Raw genomic sequence first — 17,556 nt, 5'->3', positions numbered from 1 at the left:
TCGGAGATGTGTATAAGAGACAGGGCGGGCGGGCCGCAGCATCAGCCGACCGACAAATCCTATCCGAACAACCTCACCAAAAGGAAACCATGCCCACATACCATGTAGAAATGATGGAAGGCCGGACCATTGAACAAAAGAAAAAGCTGGTCGAAGCCATCACCCGCGTCAGCGTCGAGATTCTCGGCGGCCAGCCCGACTCGGTGGACATCATCATCACCGATATCAAGCGCGAGAACTGGGCCACCGGCGGCAAGCTCTGGTCGGAGCCGAAAGACTGAGCCCGGTAGGCGCTTGAGCACGTCTTCCTCGCTCACCGACCTGCAGGCATGCTATGGCCCGCGCTATCGCTGGCTGTTGCTGCTGTCGGTAATGATAGGCACCATGGCGTCCATCATGTCGTCGACCATCGTCAATGTGGCGATTCCCGACATGAGCCATCATTTCGCGCTGGGCCAGGAACGTGCGCAGTGGGTCAGCTCTGGCTTCATGGTGGCCATGACGGTCTCCATGCTGACCACGCCGTGGCTGCTGGCGCGCTATGGCTACCGGCGCACCTACGCTGGCACCATGCTGCTGCTGATGGCGGGCGGCCTCGTCGGCGGCCTGGCCAACCATTTCGCTTTGGTGCTGGGCGGGCGCGTGGCAGAAGGGCTTGCCGCCGGCATTGTGCAACCCATCCCGGCCATCGTCATCATGCAGGCCTTTGAGCCCCATGAGCAGGGCCGGGCCAGCGGACTGTTCGGCATGGGCGTGGTGCTGGCACCTGCACTGGGGCCAAGCATGGGCGGCGTGCTGGTCGACCTGTTCGGCTGGCGCTCGATTTTCTTCATGGTGATTCCGCTGTGCCTGGTGTCGCTGTGGATGGCCTACCGTTATGTACCCAACACCGCGCCCGGTGGTGTGGCAGCCAACCGCAAAGGCGCCATGATCGACTGGCGCGGCCTGCTGCTGGGCGCCGTGGGGACGCTGTGCCTGCTCAATGGCATGGTCGAGCTGCGCGGCGGCGGCCGCCTGCAAGCGTTGCTGCTGCTGGGCGCTGCCGCTCTTGCGCTGCTGCTGTTTGTGGGCTGGCAGCGTCGCCTGGCCGCCACAGGCCGCGCACCGCTGATGAACCTGGCGCTATTTGGCTACCGCCCCTTCGCCATGGGCAGCATCGTGGCCTTCATTTACGGCACCGCACTGTTTGGTTCAACCTACCTGCTGCCGCTGTATCTGCAGCTGGGCCTGAACCTGTCGGCTTCGCATGTGGGCACCATCCTGTTGCCTGCGGGTCTGGTGCTGGCCGCCACCATCGCCGGCGTAGGCCGGCTGGCCGACAAACAACCGACCTGGCTGCTGGTCAGCGTTGGACTGGCCTTGCTGGCAGCTTCGTTTGCGCTGATGCTGACGGTGACCCTGACTTCCGCACTGTGGCTGCTGGTGATGTGGGCCGCGCTGGGACGCATCGGGCTGGGCTTTATCCTGCCCTCGCTCAACCTCGGCTCGCTGCGGCCGCTTCATGAACACCTGCTGCCTCAAGGCGCCAGCGCCATCAACTTTTTGCGCATGCTGGGTGGTGCCATTGGCGTGAGCCTGTGCGGCATTGTGCTGGAGTGGCGCTTGGCTGTGCATGGCGATTCGTTTGCCAACGCCACCAGCAGCCCGGCGCGGCTGGCGGCCTTTAACGAGGCCTTTTTGATGCTGGCCGCCTTGTGTGCGCTGGCAATGGTGGCGGCGTGGCAACTTCGTGCGCCAGTGCCCGTACCCCAGTTGCAGACCGAAAAACAGGAAGTGGACTGACCATGTGCCAGCTGCTCGGCATGAACTGCAACGCGCCCACGGACGTGACCTTCAGCTTTCGCGGCTTTGCGCAACGTGGCGGGCACACCGACCACCATACCGACGGCTGGGGCATTGCTTTTTTTGAAGGTGACGGCAGCGCAGCTAGCGTGGACAGCGACAAGGGCCTGCGCCATTTTGTCGATCACCAGCCGGCCTGGGAGTCTCCGGTGGCCGAGCTGATTCGGCGCTACCCCATCAAAAGCCGCAACGTGATTGCGCACATCCGCAAGGCAACACAGGGTCGCGTGGCGCTGGAAAACTGTCACCCCTTCGTGCGCGAGCTGTGGGGCCGCTACTGGGTGTTTGCGCACAATGGCGACCTCAAGGAATTCTCGCCGCGGCTGCATGGCAGCTTCAGGCCGGTCGGCAGCACCGACAGCGAGCGGGCCTTTTGCTGGATCATGCAGGAGCTGGCCAAATCTCACGCGGGCGTGCCCAGCGTGCAGGAACTGAGCATCACCCTGCGCGAGCTGGCGGCACAAATTGCCCGCCACGGCACCTTCAATTTTTTGCTGAGCAACGGGCAGGCGCTCTGGGCCCATGCGTCCACCAGCCTGTATTACGTGGAGCGCCGCCAGCCGTTTGCCCATGCCACGCTGAGCGACGAAGACGTCAGCGTCAACTTTGCCGAGTACACGAACCCCACCGACCGGGTGGCCGTGGTGGTGACGGCGCCGCTCACCAGCAACGAACACTGGACGGTTTTTGCGCCTGGCGAGATCAAGGTGTTTGTGGACGGCGCGCTGGCGGACGCCTAGAACCGCGAGAGCTCAGCGCCTTCAGGCTGGCAGCGCCTGCTCCAGCGCTTGTTCGAGGGCGTCGATGAACATCGCCGCCACATCAAACCCGGTCTGGTCAAAAATTTCCTGGAAGCAGGTGGGGCTGGTCACGTTGATCTCGGTGACGCAGTCGCCAATCACATCCACGCCGGCGAGCAGCAGTCCGCGGCTGTGGAGAATCGGCCCGAGCGCCTCGCCGATTTCGCGATCGCGCGCCGAGAGCTTTTTCGCCACGCCCTTGCCGCCGGCCGCGAGATTGCCACGCACTTCGCTGCCCTGCGGGATGCGCGCCAGGCTGTAGGGCACAGTCTTGCCACCGATGATGAGCACGCGCTTGTCGCCGTCGACGATCTCGGGCAGGAACTTCTGCACCATCAGGCTCTGCGCCCCATGGCGGTTCAGCGTCTCGGTAATCGAGCCCAGGTTCAGGCCCTCCGGCCCGACGCGGAAGATGCCCATGCCGCCCATGCCATCGAGCGGCTTGAGGATGATGTCGCCGTGCTCGGCATGAAAGCGCTTGATGTCCTCGGGGTCGCGCGTCACCAGCGTGGGCCCGATGAACTGGGGAAACTCCATGATCGCCAGCTTCTCGGGGTGGTCGCGCAATGCGCGCGGCTTGTTGAACACCGTCGCGCCATCGCGCTCGGCTTGCTCCAGCAGGTGCGTGGCGTAGAAATACTCGCTGTCAAACGGCGGGTCCTTTCGCATGAGGATGGCATCGAAGTCTTTCAGCGCCACCGCACGCGTGCCGCGTTCCTCGAACCAGTTCACCGTATCGCCGGTCAGCGTGATGTCGCGCACATGGGCCGTGACGGCCGAGCCGCGCTGCCACAGCAAGTCTTGCGGCTCGCAGGCGCTGATGCGGTGCCCGCGCCTTTGCGCCTCACGCATCATGGCAAAGGTGCTGTCTTTGTAGATCTTGAACGACGCCAGCGGATCGGCAATAAAAAGAATGTTCATGAATTTTTTAATGACCTGGAGTTCGTGGTTGTTTTAGCCGGCCCAGACAAGGGCGCGCGGCGTGCTTGTCCGTATTGTTGTACAAACAGCGCCATCCCGCCGGCGACCACGCCCCAAAAGGCCGGGCCGACACCGGCTATTGCAATGCCCGAGAGCGTGACAAGGAAAGTGATGAGTGCCGCCTGGCGGTGCGCCTCGTCCAGCACAGCAGCAGTCAGGTCGCTGGCAAAAAAGCTGTTTTTGGCTATTTTCAGGCATGGTTCTGACCTATAAGCCAATGGATTCGGGCGCGGGCAGCTACTTTATTAATAGCGAGCTTAGCGTAGCGGACTGGCCGGGTCTCGCCCCGGCGAGCGACTAACTTTTCCTTAGGTTTCTTTGGCGAAGCAAAAGAAAGTTACTGGCCGCCGGGCTATCCCCGGCCTGTTGGTGAAAGCAATACGCTATCAATAAGATAGCTGTCTGCACCCGTATTTACTGGGTTATAACCCTAAAACACTCTCAAATCTCAATCTTGCTACCCAACTCCACCACAGAGTTGTTCGGCAGATTCAGGAAGTCCGCCGCACCGCTGGCGCTGTAGTGCATCTGCGCAAACAGCTTTTCGCGCCAGGGTGCCATACCGCCGCCAATGGTCGGAACCACCGTGTCGCGCGAGAGGAAGTAGCTGGTCGTCATGGACTCGAGCTCGACGCCCCGGCCCTTGATCTGCTGCAGGGCTCTGGGCAAGTCCGGATCGTTCTTGAAACCATAGTGCACCACCACCTGCCAGCAGTCGTGGCCCAGCGATTCAACTTCGAGACGCTTGCTCATGCCGATCCAGGGCACCTCGTGGTTGCGCACCGTCACAAACAGGTTCTGCTGGTGCAGCACCTTGTTGTGCTTGAGGTTGTGCAGCAGCGCGTTGGGCACAATCCCGGGCTCAGCGGTCATGAAGACGGCAGTGCCCTCGACCCGCGCTGGCGGATTGACGAACACAGCGTCCAGAAAACCGGGCAGGTCGATGGCGTCGGCGCGCAGTTTTTCGTTGAGAATCCGCCGGCCCTCTTTCCAGGTGATCATCAGGGTGAAGACCGCGCCGCCAATAGCCAGGGGGAACCAGCCGCCGGCAAACAGCTTCATGAGGTTGGAGGCAAAAAACGCAAAGTCCACGACAAAGAATACGCCGGTGGCGGCGAGGCACAGGCTGAGCGGGTAGTTCCAGGCATAACGAATCACATAGAAGGTCAGGATAGTGGTAATCAGCATGTCGGTGCACACTGCAATGCCGTAGGCGGCCGCCAGGTTGCTCGAGGAGCGGAACATCACCACCGCCAGCACGATGGTGACAAACAAGCCCCAGTTGACGAAGGGGATGTAGATCTGGCCGGTGTCGCGCACGCTGGTGTGCTGGATCTTCAGGCGCGGCAGGTAGCCCATCTGGATGGCCTGCTTGGTCACGCTGAAGGCGCCGGTGATCAGCGCTTGCGACGCGATCACCGTGGCCAGGGTGGCCAGGCCCACCAGCGGCAGCATGGCCCATTCAGGGGCCATCAGATAAAACGGATTTTTCACGGCGGCCGGGTTGCCCAGCAGCAGCGCGCCCTGACCGAAATAATTGAGCACCAACGCGGGCATGACGATCGAAAACCAGGCCAGCCGGATGGGCCGTTTGCCGAAATGGCCGAGGTCGGCATACAGCGCCTCGGCGCCCGTGACGCACAGCACCACAGCGCCCAGGATAATAAACGTTGTACCCGGATTGGCCCCTATGAACATCAGCGCGTAATACGGGCTGAGCGCCTTGAGGATGACCGGGTGGGTCGCGATCTGCGAGATGCCCAGCAGGGCAATCACGGCAAACCAGACCAGCGTCACGGGCCCAAAAAACTTGCCGATGCCGGTGGTACCGTGTTTTTGGACCACAAACAGGCCAAGCAGGATGATGAGCGTGATGGGAATCACGCCCTTGGTGAAAGCCGGCGAGACGACTTCCAGACCTTCGACCGCCGACAGCACTGAAATGGCCGGTGTGATGACGCCGTCACCATAAAACAGCGAGGTGCCGAAAATGCCCACGAGCAGCAAGGTGCGCCGCGTTTTGGGCTTGTCCTTGACCGCGGTGGACGCCAGCGCCAGCATGGCAATCAGGCCGCCCTCGCCGTTGTTGTCAGCGCGCAGCACCAGCGTCACGTATTTGATCGAGACGATGACGGTGAGCGTCCAGAAGAAGATGGACAGGATGCCGTACACGTTGTCGGGGGTGAAAGGAACGCGCCCGGAGCCGAAAACTTCCTTGACGGCATACAGGACGCTGGTTCCGATGTCGCCGTAGACGACACCAATGGCGCCCAGGGTGAGCGCCGCAAGTGGTGATTTTTTACTGGACACAAAAACTTCCCGTCTTTGGCGATTGACCGGAGAACACGCGGTCAAGGGCGGCAAAAGCCGACGGGAGCGGTTACCTATGGGACCGCTATTTTGCACTCAGGTGCTCGACTTGCAAGTCGGCAAACACCCCTAGGTCCAACAAATACTGGTTTTGTGGCAACGCAACAACTTGTAACACGGCTCCCGGTTGACAAATCCCATACCGACTCGCTGGCTGACCGACATTTACGATTATTTATAGAGCGATTCATACCCGTTGAATGAGGGCAAGAGGCCAAAACAGGCCTGAAAAATGCCCTGTTCAGGGCCCGGTTTCAGTCATACACCTCAGCGTCTGGATCGGTCGCTTCCAGTTCGTAACTGGCGGCCAGCATGGCGAGCCGGGCGATCACGCCATACATATAGAAACGGTTGGGGCTGCTGGAGCCGGGTTTTTCACCCGGCTGGGGCAGGCGACCACTGTCAGCAAAGGCCAGCGGCACAAAGCTGGCACCGGGAGCGTTGAGGTTTTCGTCCACGCCACGCTCGGCGTGCACACGGTAAAACCCGCCGACCACATAACGGTCCATCAGGTAGACCACCGGCTCGGCCACCGCGTCGTTGACGCGTTCGTTGGTCAGCACGCCTTCCTGGATGATGACTTCGGACAGCGCCTGCCCGTCTTTGGTCGTGCTCATCTTGTGATTGGTCTTGCTGCTCAGCGCGCCCAGGTCTTTCACGTCGCGCACCGTCATGATGCCCATGCCATAGGTGCCGTTGTCGGCCTTGACCACGACAAACGGTTTTTCGTTGATGCCGTATTCCTTGTACTTGCGCTTGATCTTGGACAGCAGGGCATCCACGTTGGTGGTCAGGCACTCCATGCCCGCCCCTTCGGCGAAGTTGACGTCGCCACATTGCGCAAACATCGGGTTAATGAGCCAGGGGTCAACGCCCAGCAGCTTGCCAAAACGCTTGGAGACTTCTTCGTAGGCCTTGAAATGGGTGGACTTGCGGCGCACCGACCAGCTGGCGTGCAGCGGCGGCAACAGGTACTGCTCATTGAGGTCTTCCAGAATGCCGGGAATACCTGCCGACAGGTCGTTGTTCAGCAGAATGGCGCAGGGGTTGAAGTCTTTCAGCCCCAGGCGCCGGTCGGTACGGATCAGCGGCTCGATCGTGAGGCTCTCGCCGGTCGGCAGGTTCAGCGTGGTGGGCTCCTTGATCTCGGAACTGAGGGAGCCAAAGCGGACGTTGAGACCGGCCTGGTGAAAAATGCGCTTGAGCTGCAGCACATTCGACAAATAGTAAGTGTTGCCCGTGTGGTTTTCGGGCACCACCAGCAAGTTGCGGGCTTCGGGGCAGATTTTCTCAATGGCGGCCATGGCGGCTTGCACCGCCAGGGGCAGCATCTCGGGCGTCAGGTTGTTCCAGCCACCAGGGAACAGGTTAGTGTCTACCGGCGCGAGCTTGAAACCGGCATTGCGGATGTCAACCGAGCAGTAAAAAGGCGGCTGGTGCTCCATCCACTCGAGCCGGAACCAGCGCTCAATGGCAGGCGTGGTGTCGAGAATGCGCTGTTCGAGTTCGTTGATGGGGCCGGTCAGGGCGGTAATGAGATGCGGAACCATGCGGCCACTTTCGATAGGAACTGTTGTTATTGGATCCGGCAATATTTGACCGAATTTCAAAGAAATGGGGGCGACCGTGCCGGTTGCAAGGCGTGGCCCGGCGAGGTCCGTGCCAGACTAAACCCGTTTCTTCCCGGCGTCAAACCGTTCAGGTGCGCACTTCGCCCTGGCCCAGCACCACGTATTTGAGTGAGGTGAGCCCTTCAATGCCGACCGGCCCACGCGCGTGAAACTTGTCGGTGCTGATGCCGATCTCGGCACCCAGGCCAAACTCGAAACCATCGGCAAACCGGGTGCTTGCATTCACCATGACGCTGGCCGAATCGACCTCGCGCAAAAAGCGCTGGGCATGCATATGGTCGCGCGTCAGTATGGCATCGGTGTGGTGGCTGGAATACTGATTGATGTGAGCGATCGCTTCGTCAACGCCCGCCACCACCTTGATGCTGATGATGGGCGCCAGGTATTCCTCGTACCAGTCCTGCTCGGTAGCGGGTTTGATGTTGACGCCGGGCACACCCGCAATCAGGGCCAGTTGGGCCTGCGCTTCGGCATCGCAGCGCATTTCCACGCCTTTGGCCGCGTAAATAGCCCCGATTTTTGGCAGGAAGTCGGCGGCCACGCCGCGCGCCACCAGCAGGCTTTCGGTAGCGTTGCAGGGGCTGTATTTTTGGGTTTTGGCGTTGTCGGCGACCCGGACCGCCATGGCTATGTCGCAGGGGTCGTCGACATACATATGGCAGTTGCCGTCCAGGTGCTTGATGACAGGCACTTTGGCGTCGCGGCTGATGCGCGCTATCAGGCCCTTGCCGCCGCGCGGAATGATGACGTCCACATATTGCGGCATGGTGATGAGATATCCCACGGCTTCGCGGTCGGTGGTGGGCACCAGCTGCACTGCGTCCGCTGGCAGGCCCGCTTCCACTAGGGCCCGCTGCACCAGCGCTGCCAGCGCCATGTTCGACTCGATGGCCTCGGAGCCGCCGCGCAGTATGCAGGCGTTGCCGCTCTTGATGGCCAGCGACGCCGCTTCAATCGTCACGTTGGGGCGGCTCTCGTAAATCATTCCGAAGACACCGATGGGCACGCGCATCTGGCCTACGCGAATGCCGCTGGGCTGCTCTTTCATGCCGATGATTTCACCAATCACGTCGGGCATTGCGGCCAGTTGCTCGCAACCCAGTGCCACGGTTTCAATGTCTTTAGGGCTGAGCTTGAGCCGGTCCAGCAGCGGGCCGGCCAGCCCGGCCGCTCCAGCCCGTTCGAGGTCGCCCTGGTTGGCGGTCTGCAGGGCCTCGACGTTCTGCCGCAGCAACGCCGCCAGGCCCAGAAGTGCTCTGTTTTTGATAGCTGTTGACGCCCGTGCTACCTTGGTTGAAGCTGCTTTTGCCTTGAATCCCAGGGTTTCCATCAGGCGCGCGAGTTCGCTGCGGACTTCGCTACCAACTTCGCTGTTAACGTTGCTTTTTTGGGTCATTGCGTTTTGGAGAGCAGGTGCGTTCATGGACGTATTTTGCCTGTGATCACGGACAGGCGGCGAAGCGGTTTAACACCTCGGTTTGGGCGTGTGCCAGCGCTGTCCCGTCGGACGCGGGGCTCTCGGCCACGGCCAGCAGCGTGCGGCGCTCCACCCGCTCGTTCGTGGCAGCTGGCCAGCCTGTCAAAAGGTGCTCCAATGCCTGCTGCCGGTGCACTGTGGCCGGGTAGCGCAACAGAGCTTGTAACTCGGGGGAGAGCGGTGCTCATGTCAACCAATCTGTACGGCCTGCCCCTGCGTGTCAAAGGGAATGTAGGCTGCGTGCTCACCGCGCTTGATGGCTTCGACCATGTGCTGCAGCGGCGCCTCGGCCTCTTCGCTGGTGGGTGCCTGGTGTTGGGTGCCCGACAGGGCGGCTGCAAACACAATACCCCAGTCGTGACCAAACTGGCTGGACTCCTGCACCAGTTCGGCAAACGAGGCCAGCTCCTCAGGGCGCTTGTCCACGCACATCAGCGGCACCAGCGCACCGCCCTGACCGGCCTCAAAACCCTCGCGTTGCGCGGAGGTGCTGTCCTCGGGCAACTCGACGCCGGCAAACACAAACAGCAGGCGCTGCGGCTCACTCTGGGCCCGGGCAGCCTGCAGGAGATCGTCAAAACTCGAAATGTTCATGGAGAGATATCCAGTTGCAAAAAAACGGACGCAAGGCCCGCGCTGGCCATGCTGATTAGAACCCGGACGCCACCTCCCCACTAGGGAGAAAGGGTACTCACATAATCGATCGGCGCGGGCCGCAAACGCTCGTTTTTGCGCGTCTGCACCGTGCCGATGCTGACGAAGCACAGTGCGTGCTCGCCCTCCGCCAAACCGAACAGCGCGCGCAGCCCCGTGAACTTCAGGGCCTTGCCGCTGGTCAGCGCCGAGCCATACCCCAGTGCGGTGGCCATGAGCAGCATGTTCTGCACCGCGCAGCCAGCGGAGACGATACGCTCGTGCAGGTCGATCTCGGGGTCGCCACGCTGGCCATCGACCACCACCAGCATGAGCAGCGGGGAACGGTGCGCCTTTTCTTGCGCCTGCGCCACCTGCTCGGGCATGGCTGCGGCATCGCGCTCGATGAGCGCGGCACCAAAGACATCGGCCAGCCGTGTACGCGCAGCTTGCGGCACCAGCACAAAGCGCCAGGGCAAGAGCTGCCCGTGATCGGGCGCGGTGGCTGCAGCGCCCAGGATCATGCCCAACTGGTCCGTATCGGGCCCCGGTGTCGCCAGGTGCTTGGGCAAAATGGTTTGACGCGACTGCATGAGCAGCGCAGCCGTGGCCGCCAGATCGTTGTCGGCCAGCGGCGAATTCTGGGACGCAGCGCCATGCGGTGGGGTGGTGACAAGAGGGGTCATCACGCCGTCCCCTTAGCCGGGTCGTCCGTCGGCACGCAGATGGCCATGCCAGCTTCCCAGGCGCACGCCCCACACGGCCATGACGGTGGCCCACAGCAGGGCGGCCGAGAACAACAGCCAACCCGCCAGCGCACTCTGCACGGCAGCCGCAATGCGCAGCACCGTGGCCGCCTGCAACAGCCAGAACAACGACCAAACGAGGCGGTCGGCCACCAGCGCGCGCCCGCTGTGGCCACAGGACACGCGTGTGACCATGGCGAGCATCAGCGAAGCCAGACACCCCATAGTGAGGGCGTGCAGCGACCCCAGGCCCAGCACCGGTGCCCCCTGCAGCAAGCCCAGCAACTGCGAGATGCCGCCCAGTACCAGCGCCAGACCGAGCCAGAGAAAACCAATGTGCAACATGGCCAGCAAACGGTTTTTGAGGCTTTGCACCAGCCCCCAGACCACAGCGAGCCAGAGCAGCACACCGCCCGTCGCCAACTCGAAAATGCCGCGCGCAAGCATCCACACAGACGCCGCGGGGCCCTGAAGCGGGCCGTCGAGTTCTACCCATACGGCGGCGACCTCCACGGTGGCGGCGGCCAGCATCAGCCATAACACCCAGAACGGGCGCCACACAGCGACAAGCGGCATGGCGCTGGAGGTGAAGAACGGGATCATGCGGTGCGCCACCGACACGAACACCACCAGGACGAAGCCCCACAGGCCAGTGAGGATGCAGGCCAGGGCCACGGCAGGGGCGTCAAGCACCAGACTGAGCACCAGGCCCGCAAGGCTCAGGCAGCCTGCGACGCACGCCACGCCGATCGTGCGCGCATGCAGTTGGTCTTCAGCCCGGCTGAGCCGGATAAGCCGCCAAAACAGCCACGTTATCCGCACCAGGCCGGTCCAGGCCATGACGAGCGCGGCCACCGAAATCAGCGCATGCAGATGCGCGCCTGTCAGCCACAGCAACCATCCCGTCGCCTGCAACAGCAGTGGCGCCAGCAGCAGCTGGACCTCAAGGGGCGGCACGCCCAGCCACTTGGGGCCGGCTGTGAACAGAAAACCCGAGAAGAACAGCGGAATGAAACCAAACGTCATCACCGCCGCATGCACCAGCGAAGGCGACAGTGCGTATGGCAGCGCCAGCACGGCGCTGACCCGGTCAAACTGCACCAGCGCCCACCAGGCCCCCGACGCCACCAGCACCACCATGGCCAGGAAGAAACCCAACCGGTGGGGCGCCAGCAGCAAGTAGCGGGCATGCCAGCGATGATCAATCTTCGCCCGCTCCTCGGCGGAAGGCTTGCCTTGGGTCACCCGCAAAGGAATGACCGGGCGCTGGTTCATCCGCAGGTTCCCAAGTGGCCGCATTGGGTGCAATAGTCGCATCCGTCCTTGCGGATCACGGCATGGGCGCCGCATTCGCCGCATTTCTTGCCAGCCATGATGGGCGGCGCCAGCGTGGCCGTGGTCAGGGATTCGACCGCGCTCACCGCTGGCTGACTGGCACGCCGCGTGATGATGTTCTGCACCGCATACGCGATGGCCGCCACCTCCGATTCGTGCCACAACGGCACGCGCGTGCCGTCGATTTTTTCGTAGGTACCCAGGCGCACGGGGCCACGATCCCACGCCACCTTGCGCATGTCGCTGAGCGCGCGCTCCAGGAAGCCGCCGCGCGCAGCCAGCGACAGCAGCCGCATGCTGGAGGTGATCCACTGCTGCGATTCACCGCTTTGGCCCACGGGCATGAAGAACTCGATGGCACGGTCCACCATCCCCACGCCACTGGCCGCCGGCACCGGCAGGAACGACACCAAGAGGTATAAGGTCTTGTGGCCTTCCTGTGTCCAGTACTCGACCTTTTCCGCCACAGCCGATAGCGCGCCCTTGGGCCGGCTTTCGATCACTGTGCGCATCGGATCCACAGCGGGTGTGGCCGACGAGGCAGCAGCCTCGGTCTCGGCCTTGGCCGGACCGGTTTCCAGTACCGCCCCCAGGATGGCGTTGGGCCGGTAGGTCGCCAGGCCCTTCAAGCGCGCATGCCAAGCCTGTTGGTACAGCCCCTTGAAGTCGTCATAAGGGTAGTCGACCGGCACGTTCACGGTCTTGGAGATCGCTGTATCCACGAAGGGCTGCACCGCTTCCATCATGGCGATGTGGCTGGCTGCCGACATGTCGAGCGCCGAGACGAAGTAGTCAGGCAGCTTGTCCACATCGCCGCCGAGTTCGCGGTACAGGCGCCAAGCGTGGTCTTCCACCGCGTATTCGGTGGTGCTGCCGTCAGATTCGCGCTTCTTGCGCCGATACATCCACGAGAACGCCGGCTCGATGCCGTTGGACGCATTGTCGGCGAACGCCAGGCTCACCGTGCCGGTGGGCGCGATCGACAGCAGGTGGCTGTTGCGGATGCCGTGCGCGCGGATGGACTGCTGCAATTCCGACGGAAGTCGGCTGGCAAAAGTGCCGGGTGCGAGATAGCCGTCGGCGTCGAACTTCGGAAAGGCGCCTTTTTCCTTGGCCAGCGCCACGGAAGCGGCATAGGCCGCATCGCGCATGCGCACGGCAATGCGCGCGGCCATTTCGCGGCCCTCGGGCGCGTCGTAGCGCAGGCACAGCATGGCCAACGTGTTGCCCATACCGGTAAAACCCACGCCGATGCGGCGCTTGGCGGCCGCCTCATCGCGCTGCTGCGGCAGCGGCCAGAAGGTCACTTCCAGCACGTTGTCAAGCGCGCGCACCTGGATTGCAACCGACTTCTCGAACGCCTCGAAGTCGAACGTCGGCACGCCATCGAAGCCAAACGGGTATCGCACAAAGCGCGTCAGGATGATGGGCCCGAGGTCGCAACAGCCGTAAGGGGGAAGTGGCTGTTCTCCACAAGGATTGGTCGCGGCGATCGACTCACAGTACCGCAGATTGTTGTCCTGGTTGATGTGGTCCAGGAACAGGATGCCGGGCTCGGCGAAGTCGTAGGCCGAGTGCATCACAGTATCCCACAGTTCGCGCGCGGCCACCGTCTGATAGACCCACAGGCCGTCAGCACGCTGGAAGGCACCCTGCGCGATCAGCGCGGCGCCGGGTTTGGCACGGTGCACCAGTTCCCAGGGCTGGTCGTCGTCCAGCGCCTGCATGAATGTGTCGGGCATGCCTACCGACACATTGAAGTTGTTCCAGCGACCCGGCGCGCGCTTGGCCGTGATGAAGTCCAGCACATCAGGATGATCGATGCGCAGCACGCCCATCTGCGCGCCGCGCCGCGCGCCCGCGCTCTCCACCGTGGAGCAGGACTGGTCGAACACGTTGATGTAGCTGCAGGGCCCTGACGCCATGGACGCCGTGGCCTTGACCTCGGCGCCGCGCGGACGGATGCGCGAGAAGTCGTAACCCACGCCGCCGCCGCGCCGCATGGTCTCGGCGGCTTCGCGCAAGGCTTCGTAGATACCGGGGTAGCCCTCGTCATCCACACCCTGGATGCAGTCGCCCACGGGCTGCACAAAGCAGTTGATCAGGGTGGCCTGGATCGAGGTACCCGCCGCGCTCATGATGCGGCCCGCGCCAATGGCGCCGGCGTGCAGGTTCTCCAGGAACAGCGCCTCGTGCTTCGCGCGTTCGGCTTCAGGCTCGACCGACGCCAGAGCCCGCGCCACGCGCCGATACAGGTCTTCCAGCCCGCTTTCGCCGGGCTTGAGGTATTTTTCCTTCAGCACGTCGTGGCTGATGGGTTGGGTGGCCGTCAGGTCCTGAGGCCGGTCAAAATGATCGCGCTTCATAGCTCGCGCTCCTTAGGAAAGCGCCGCAGGGCGAATGCCGCCCAGCAGCCATTGCAATAGTTCTTGCACCGTTCGGATCTGATCGCCAAACGGCAGGCGGCCTGCACCACGGAAGTAAAGGCCTTTGCGCGTATCGCCGTCATAGGCGTGACCCAGCTGCTGGTCGATGCAGAACTGACCCATGCTGGCGTTGCCATCGCGCAGACCGCAGTGCGCCAGGCAATCAAACGACATATTGCACTTGCCCTTGACATGCGCGACGGCCTTGAGCTTGGGTTCCAGGCGCATGTATTTGTCGAGCCAGGGTGTACGGACCGCGCGCGCCGGCAGACCGGCCACGCTCACGAACTCCACCAAGTCTTCCGGCTTCGCTTCGGCCAGCACCCGCTTGAAGGCAGGGTCTGCATCGCACTCCTGGGTGACAGCAAAAGCCGTGCCCAATTGCACGGCCGAGGCGCCCAGAGCCTGCAGGCGCAGGATGTCGTCCCGGCAACTGATGCCGCCCGCAGCAATCAGTGGAATCTCGCGCTCGATGCCGGCCGTTTTGAAGAATTCCAGCACCTGCGGGATCACAACCTCGAAATCGAACCGCGTGTCGTGCAAGTCCGCCACCTTGGCGGCGCCGAGATGGCCACCGGCCAGGCCCGGATGTTCGATGACGATGGCATCGGGCAGACGGCCTTTTTTCTCCCACTTGCGCACGAGCAGCTGTACGCCTCGTGCGTCGGAAAGGATGGGAATCAGCGCCGTGCCGGGATACTCCCGCGCCAAATCGGGCAAATCGAGTGGCAGCCCGGCGCCCACCACCAGTGCATCTGCACCGCTGGCAAGCGCCTGGCGCACATACGCTTCATAGGCGCTGAGCGCCTTCATCACGTTCACGGCAATCAGGCCACGGCCCTGCGCAATTTCACGCGCCCGGCGGATTTCCCGGTCCAGCCCTTCAAGATTGGCCGCGTCGATCAACTGCCGCGCGTCGGGCTCCTTGTCCAGGTGGCCGGTAAGGGCCATCAGGTCGGGATGCAGACGCCGCAGATCCACGGAGGATATGGTGCCCACGCCTCCCAGGCTCGCCACAGTACCGGCTAGGCCACCAGCAGACACGCCGACGCCCATGCCACCCTGCACGACAGGAATCAGAGTCTTGCCGCCGAGCTGCAAGGGCCGAAGGCCGGACTCGCGTGAGAGTGCCTGCAATCTGGCGGCAGCGGCTGCCGCGTCAACGTTGGCCGTCACGGCCAGATCAGTCGGGAAAAATTTGTCCATCGTTCTCCACATGGGGTTGATAGAGGCCAGTGCCAGCGCTGCATGCTATCCAAACCAGCACAAAGCCGCCTTTATGTGCATCAAAGACATCTATCCCGCTATTATCGTATAGTGATCATGAGTGCCTGCCATGCAGCGTGAATTCACCCTCCTGCGAGGCTACATGGATAGCCCGTCAGGCGAGGCAGTTGCAGCACCACGGCGCGCTACTCGGTGCGGCGGCGCCCGGGACTATAGTCCTACACCATCAGCAGCGCCTCGCTCGCCAGTCGGAGCCACGTCCAAGGGGGTGAGGCTTTCTCACTCATTGCACCAACGGCGAATCGGCCCCGTCCAGATCGACACCTTCCAACAGCGCCTGTCCGACCAGCAGCGTCATATACTGGTGCAGCGCCCTGGCACGCGACTGCATGGTCAACAGGGCGGCAATGCGCTCGTGCACTTCCTCGTAATCTGGCTGCTTGCCGCTGCGGCGCTCCAGCACGTCGATGATGTGAAAACCGAAACGCGTGTGAAACAAGCGGGGATGCACGCCCATTCCCGTCTGGGCATGCTTCAGGTGAAAAAGTTCGTTGGCCAGCTCCGGCGCGCAGTCCTCCGGACCGATCCAGCCGAGATCGCCGCCCTGGGTGCTGCTGGGGCAGTTTGACAACTCGGCCGCCAGTTGGGCGAAGCGCTCGGGGTGAACGCCCTTGTGCGAGAGCTCCAGCAGTGCCCGTTCGGCATGCACCGTGAGCGCCTGGACGTTGACGCCGGGCGTGACTGCAAACAGGATGTGCCGCACATGCAGCGCCTGTCCCACGACAAACTGCGGCTTGTGGGCTTCATAATAGCGCAGGCCTTCGTCCTCTGTAGGCTGGGGGGTGACCACGTCCTGATCCACCATGGTCTCGATGATCCTGCGCTCGGCCTCGTCAAGCTCGGGCGTCGTCAGTCCGGTGTGGCGCGGTAACAGGCCTGCCAGCACCGCCTGCTGGCGCAGCAGTTCGGAATAAGCCAATTCGTGCAGCGTGGCCGTGTCCGGGCGCTGCTCGGGCGCATGCAAAGCGATGCCGTTGATGCAGGCTGTCGGCAACGCAGCCTCGCTCACCGTGCTGGCGCATTGGCAGGCGCTGCTACCGCAGCCTGTGATAGTGGACGTCTGGATGCTCATGAAAATTACCTCGCTGATCAAACAATGTTCTAACGGTTGCCCAGCGGCTTACGCCCCGTGACACCCAGGCGGCGGCTGCGCACGACCTGATACGGACGCACGAGATAGGCCACAGAGCCAAACCCGCTCCACACATGCACCAGTCGGGTGAACGGAAAGATCAGGAAGATCGACATCCCCAGGAACATGTGCGCCTTGAACGTCCAACCCGCTTCGGCGAGCAGCTCTGGCGCGCCCCCGCGGAAGGTCACGATGTGCTGCGCCCATTCGGCCAGCCTGAGCATCATGCTGCCGTCCAGGTGCTGGGCCGACAGCGGGATGGTTCCCAGACCCAGCGCCAGCTGCAGCCACAGCAGCCACAACAACACAATGTCGCTGGTCTTGGAGTTGGCACGAATCCGCGGGTCAGAGAGGCGACGGTGCAGCAAAATGGAGATACCGATGAACCCCAGCAAGCCAAATAGACCGCCCGACACCATGGCCATCAACTGCTTGGCGCCCGCGCTGATGAACGGCTCGTAAATAAAGTGCGGCGTCAGCAGGCCAAAGCTGTGACCGAAAAGCAGGAACAGCACGCCCACATGAAACAGGTTGCTGCCCCATCGCAGCTGGCCGGCGCGCAGCAGTTGCGAGGAATCGCTCTTCCAGGTGTACTGGTCGCGGTCGAAACGGATCAGGCTACCGAGCAGGAACACCGTCAGGCAGATGTAGGGATAGATACCAAAAAGAAAATCGTTCAGCGTGGTCATGCTTGCGTTCCTTCGACAGGACGTCCCTTGCGGACGATGTGAATCGGTTGCGGCTGGTCAGGCCTGGCCTGGCCCTTGGACGAGCAGCCGTCAAAAACGACCGGCTCTTCCCAGACCGCGTCGATTGGCTCTTCGGCTGCAACTTGCACCGGCTGGGCTTTTTCTCCGGCCAGCTCCAGCAGCGCGCCGAGCACGCTCTGTCTCTTA

15 protein-coding genes and 2 pseudogenes are annotated in these 17,556 nt (G+C 62.7%); 3 read left to right on the top strand and 14 right to left on the bottom strand.

Annotated features, from left to right (window positions below):
- The first annotated feature begins 89 nt into the window (after positions 1 to 89).
- The 3 genes from B3F77_RS06575 to B3F77_RS06565 are packed head-to-tail and all read left to right on the top strand — an operon-like array spanning position 90 to position 2,582.
- A complete protein-coding gene (locus B3F77_RS06575) occupies positions 90 to 281 on the top strand; it encodes a 4-oxalocrotonate tautomerase (protein WP_293604186.1) in 192 nt (63 codons plus the stop codon).
- Between the two features lie 13 nt (positions 282 to 294).
- Complete coding sequence (locus B3F77_RS06570; protein ID WP_293604185.1) at positions 295 to 1,782, top strand: MFS transporter; 1,488 nt, start codon at positions 295 to 297, stop codon at positions 1,780 to 1,782.
- A gap of 2 nt (positions 1,783 to 1,784) precedes the next feature.
- Complete coding sequence (locus tag B3F77_RS06565) at positions 1,785 to 2,582, top strand: class II glutamine amidotransferase (protein ID WP_293604184.1); 798 nt, start codon at positions 1,785 to 1,787, stop codon at positions 2,580 to 2,582.
- A 21-nt stretch (positions 2,583 to 2,603) separates the two neighbouring features.
- On the opposite strand, the gene gshB is transcribed toward B3F77_RS06565, so the two are convergent.
- The 14 genes and pseudogenes from gshB to B3F77_RS06495 form a co-directional block, all read right to left on the bottom strand.
- Positions 2,604 to 3,563, bottom strand: a complete 960-nt coding sequence (gene gshB, locus B3F77_RS06560; RefSeq protein ID WP_293604183.1) for a glutathione synthase — start codon at positions 3,561 to 3,563, stop codon at positions 2,604 to 2,606.
- A pseudogene (locus tag B3F77_RS06555) lies at positions 3,560 to 3,781 on the bottom strand (benzoate/H(+) symporter BenE family transporter); the annotation flags it as partial. The pseudogene B3F77_RS06555 and the gene gshB, both read right to left, overlap by 4 nt.
- Before the next feature lie 283 nt (positions 3,782 to 4,064).
- Positions 4,065 to 5,933, bottom strand: coding sequence for a potassium transporter Kup (locus B3F77_RS06550; RefSeq protein ID WP_293604182.1), 1,869 nt, complete (start codon positions 5,931 to 5,933; stop codon positions 4,065 to 4,067).
- Between the two features lie 314 nt (positions 5,934 to 6,247).
- The gene (gshA, locus tag B3F77_RS06545; RefSeq protein ID WP_293604181.1) at positions 6,248 to 7,543 is read right to left on the bottom strand and encodes a glutamate--cysteine ligase; all 1,296 of its coding nucleotides are present in this window, start codon (positions 7,541 to 7,543) and stop codon (positions 6,248 to 6,250) included.
- A gap of 148 nt (positions 7,544 to 7,691) precedes the next feature.
- Positions 7,692 to 8,954, bottom strand: a complete 1,263-nt coding sequence (locus tag B3F77_RS06540) for a glutamate-5-semialdehyde dehydrogenase (RefSeq protein ID WP_293604187.1) — start codon at positions 8,952 to 8,954, stop codon at positions 7,692 to 7,694.
- A 112-nt stretch (positions 8,955 to 9,066) separates the two neighbouring features.
- Positions 9,067 to 9,207 carry a hypothetical protein gene (locus B3F77_RS06535; protein ID WP_293604180.1) on the bottom strand — a complete coding sequence of 47 codons (141 nt, stop codon included), beginning with the start codon at positions 9,205 to 9,207 and terminating at the stop codon, positions 9,067 to 9,069.
- Between the two features lie 83 nt (positions 9,208 to 9,290).
- Positions 9,291 to 9,695, bottom strand: a complete 405-nt coding sequence (locus B3F77_RS06530) for a ribonucleotide reductase subunit alpha (protein WP_293604179.1) — start codon at positions 9,693 to 9,695, stop codon at positions 9,291 to 9,293.
- An 80-nt stretch (positions 9,696 to 9,775) separates the two neighbouring features.
- On the bottom strand, positions 9,776 to 10,420 hold the full coding sequence (locus B3F77_RS06525; protein ID WP_293604178.1) for a nitroreductase family protein: 645 nt from the start codon (positions 10,418 to 10,420) through the stop codon (positions 9,776 to 9,778).
- Positions 10,421 to 10,432: 12 nt separating this feature from the next.
- Positions 10,433 to 11,755: an NnrS family protein gene (locus B3F77_RS06520; RefSeq protein WP_293604177.1), complete on the bottom strand. Its 1,323-nt coding sequence runs from the start codon at positions 11,753 to 11,755 to the stop codon at positions 10,433 to 10,435.
- Positions 11,752 to 14,181, bottom strand: a complete 2,430-nt coding sequence (locus B3F77_RS06515; protein WP_293604176.1) for an adenosylcobalamin-dependent ribonucleoside-diphosphate reductase — start codon at positions 14,179 to 14,181, stop codon at positions 11,752 to 11,754. The genes B3F77_RS06520 and B3F77_RS06515 overlap by 4 nt, the downstream gene beginning before the upstream one ends.
- A 12-nt stretch (positions 14,182 to 14,193) precedes the next feature.
- Positions 14,194 to 15,447 (bottom strand): NAD(P)H-dependent flavin oxidoreductase, encoded by a 1,254-nt coding sequence (locus B3F77_RS06510; RefSeq protein ID WP_293604175.1) that lies wholly within the window; start codon positions 15,445 to 15,447, stop codon positions 14,194 to 14,196.
- A gap of 304 nt (positions 15,448 to 15,751) precedes the next feature.
- Entirely contained in the window at positions 15,752 to 16,600 is an 849-nt protein-coding gene (locus tag B3F77_RS06505) for a peptidylprolyl isomerase (RefSeq protein WP_293604174.1), read from the bottom strand.
- 29 nt (positions 16,601 to 16,629) lie between these two features.
- Positions 16,630 to 17,349, bottom strand: a complete 720-nt coding sequence (narI, locus tag B3F77_RS06500) for a respiratory nitrate reductase subunit gamma (RefSeq protein ID WP_293604173.1) — start codon at positions 17,347 to 17,349, stop codon at positions 16,630 to 16,632.
- Positions 17,346 to 17,556, bottom strand: a pseudogene (locus B3F77_RS06495) (nitrate reductase molybdenum cofactor assembly chaperone); the annotation flags it as partial. The gene narI and the pseudogene B3F77_RS06495, both read right to left, overlap by 4 nt.

It is taken from the genome of Polaromonas sp. UBA4122 (assembly GCA_002381615.1).
Taxonomy (GTDB): domain Bacteria; phylum Pseudomonadota; class Gammaproteobacteria; order Burkholderiales; family Burkholderiaceae_C; genus Polaromonas.
Note: the sequence above shows the minus strand (reverse complement) of the source record. Positions and strands in the feature narration are given on the sequence as shown.

What these genes read in the sequence shown, in the direction of transcription:
- B3F77_RS06505 (WP_293604174.1), bottom strand. Translation starts at nt 16,600, where the DNA reads ATGAGCATCCAGACGTCCACTATCACAGGCTGCGGTAGCAGCGCCTGC.
- gshB (WP_293604183.1), bottom strand. Translation starts at nt 3,563, where the DNA reads ATGAACATTCTTTTTATTGCCGATCCGCTGGCGTCGTTCAAGATCTAC.
- B3F77_RS06520 (WP_293604177.1), bottom strand. Translation starts at nt 11,755, where the DNA reads ATGAACCAGCGCCCGGTCATTCCTTTGCGGGTGACCCAAGGCAAGCCT.
- B3F77_RS06515 (WP_293604176.1), bottom strand. Translation starts at nt 14,181, where the DNA reads ATGAAGCGCGATCATTTTGACCGGCCTCAGGACCTGACGGCCACCCAA.
- B3F77_RS06530 (WP_293604179.1), bottom strand. Translation starts at nt 9,695, where the DNA reads ATGAACATTTCGAGTTTTGACGATCTCCTGCAGGCTGCCCGGGCCCAG.
- narI (WP_293604173.1), bottom strand. Translation starts at nt 17,349, where the DNA reads ATGACCACGCTGAACGATTTTCTTTTTGGTATCTATCCCTACATCTGC.
- B3F77_RS06565 (WP_293604184.1), top strand. Translation starts at nt 1,785, where the DNA reads ATGTGCCAGCTGCTCGGCATGAACTGCAACGCGCCCACGGACGTGACC.
- B3F77_RS06525 (WP_293604178.1), bottom strand. Translation starts at nt 10,420, where the DNA reads ATGACCCCTCTTGTCACCACCCCACCGCATGGCGCTGCGTCCCAGAAT.
- B3F77_RS06510 (WP_293604175.1), bottom strand. Translation starts at nt 15,447, where the DNA reads ATGGACAAATTTTTCCCGACTGATCTGGCCGTGACGGCCAACGTTGAC.
- gshA (WP_293604181.1), bottom strand. Translation starts at nt 7,543, where the DNA reads ATGGTTCCGCATCTCATTACCGCCCTGACCGGCCCCATCAACGAACTC.
- B3F77_RS06575 (WP_293604186.1), top strand. Translation starts at nt 90, where the DNA reads ATGCCCACATACCATGTAGAAATGATGGAAGGCCGGACCATTGAACAA.
- B3F77_RS06540 (WP_293604187.1), bottom strand. Translation starts at nt 8,954, where the DNA reads ATGGAAACCCTGGGATTCAAGGCAAAAGCAGCTTCAACCAAGGTAGCA.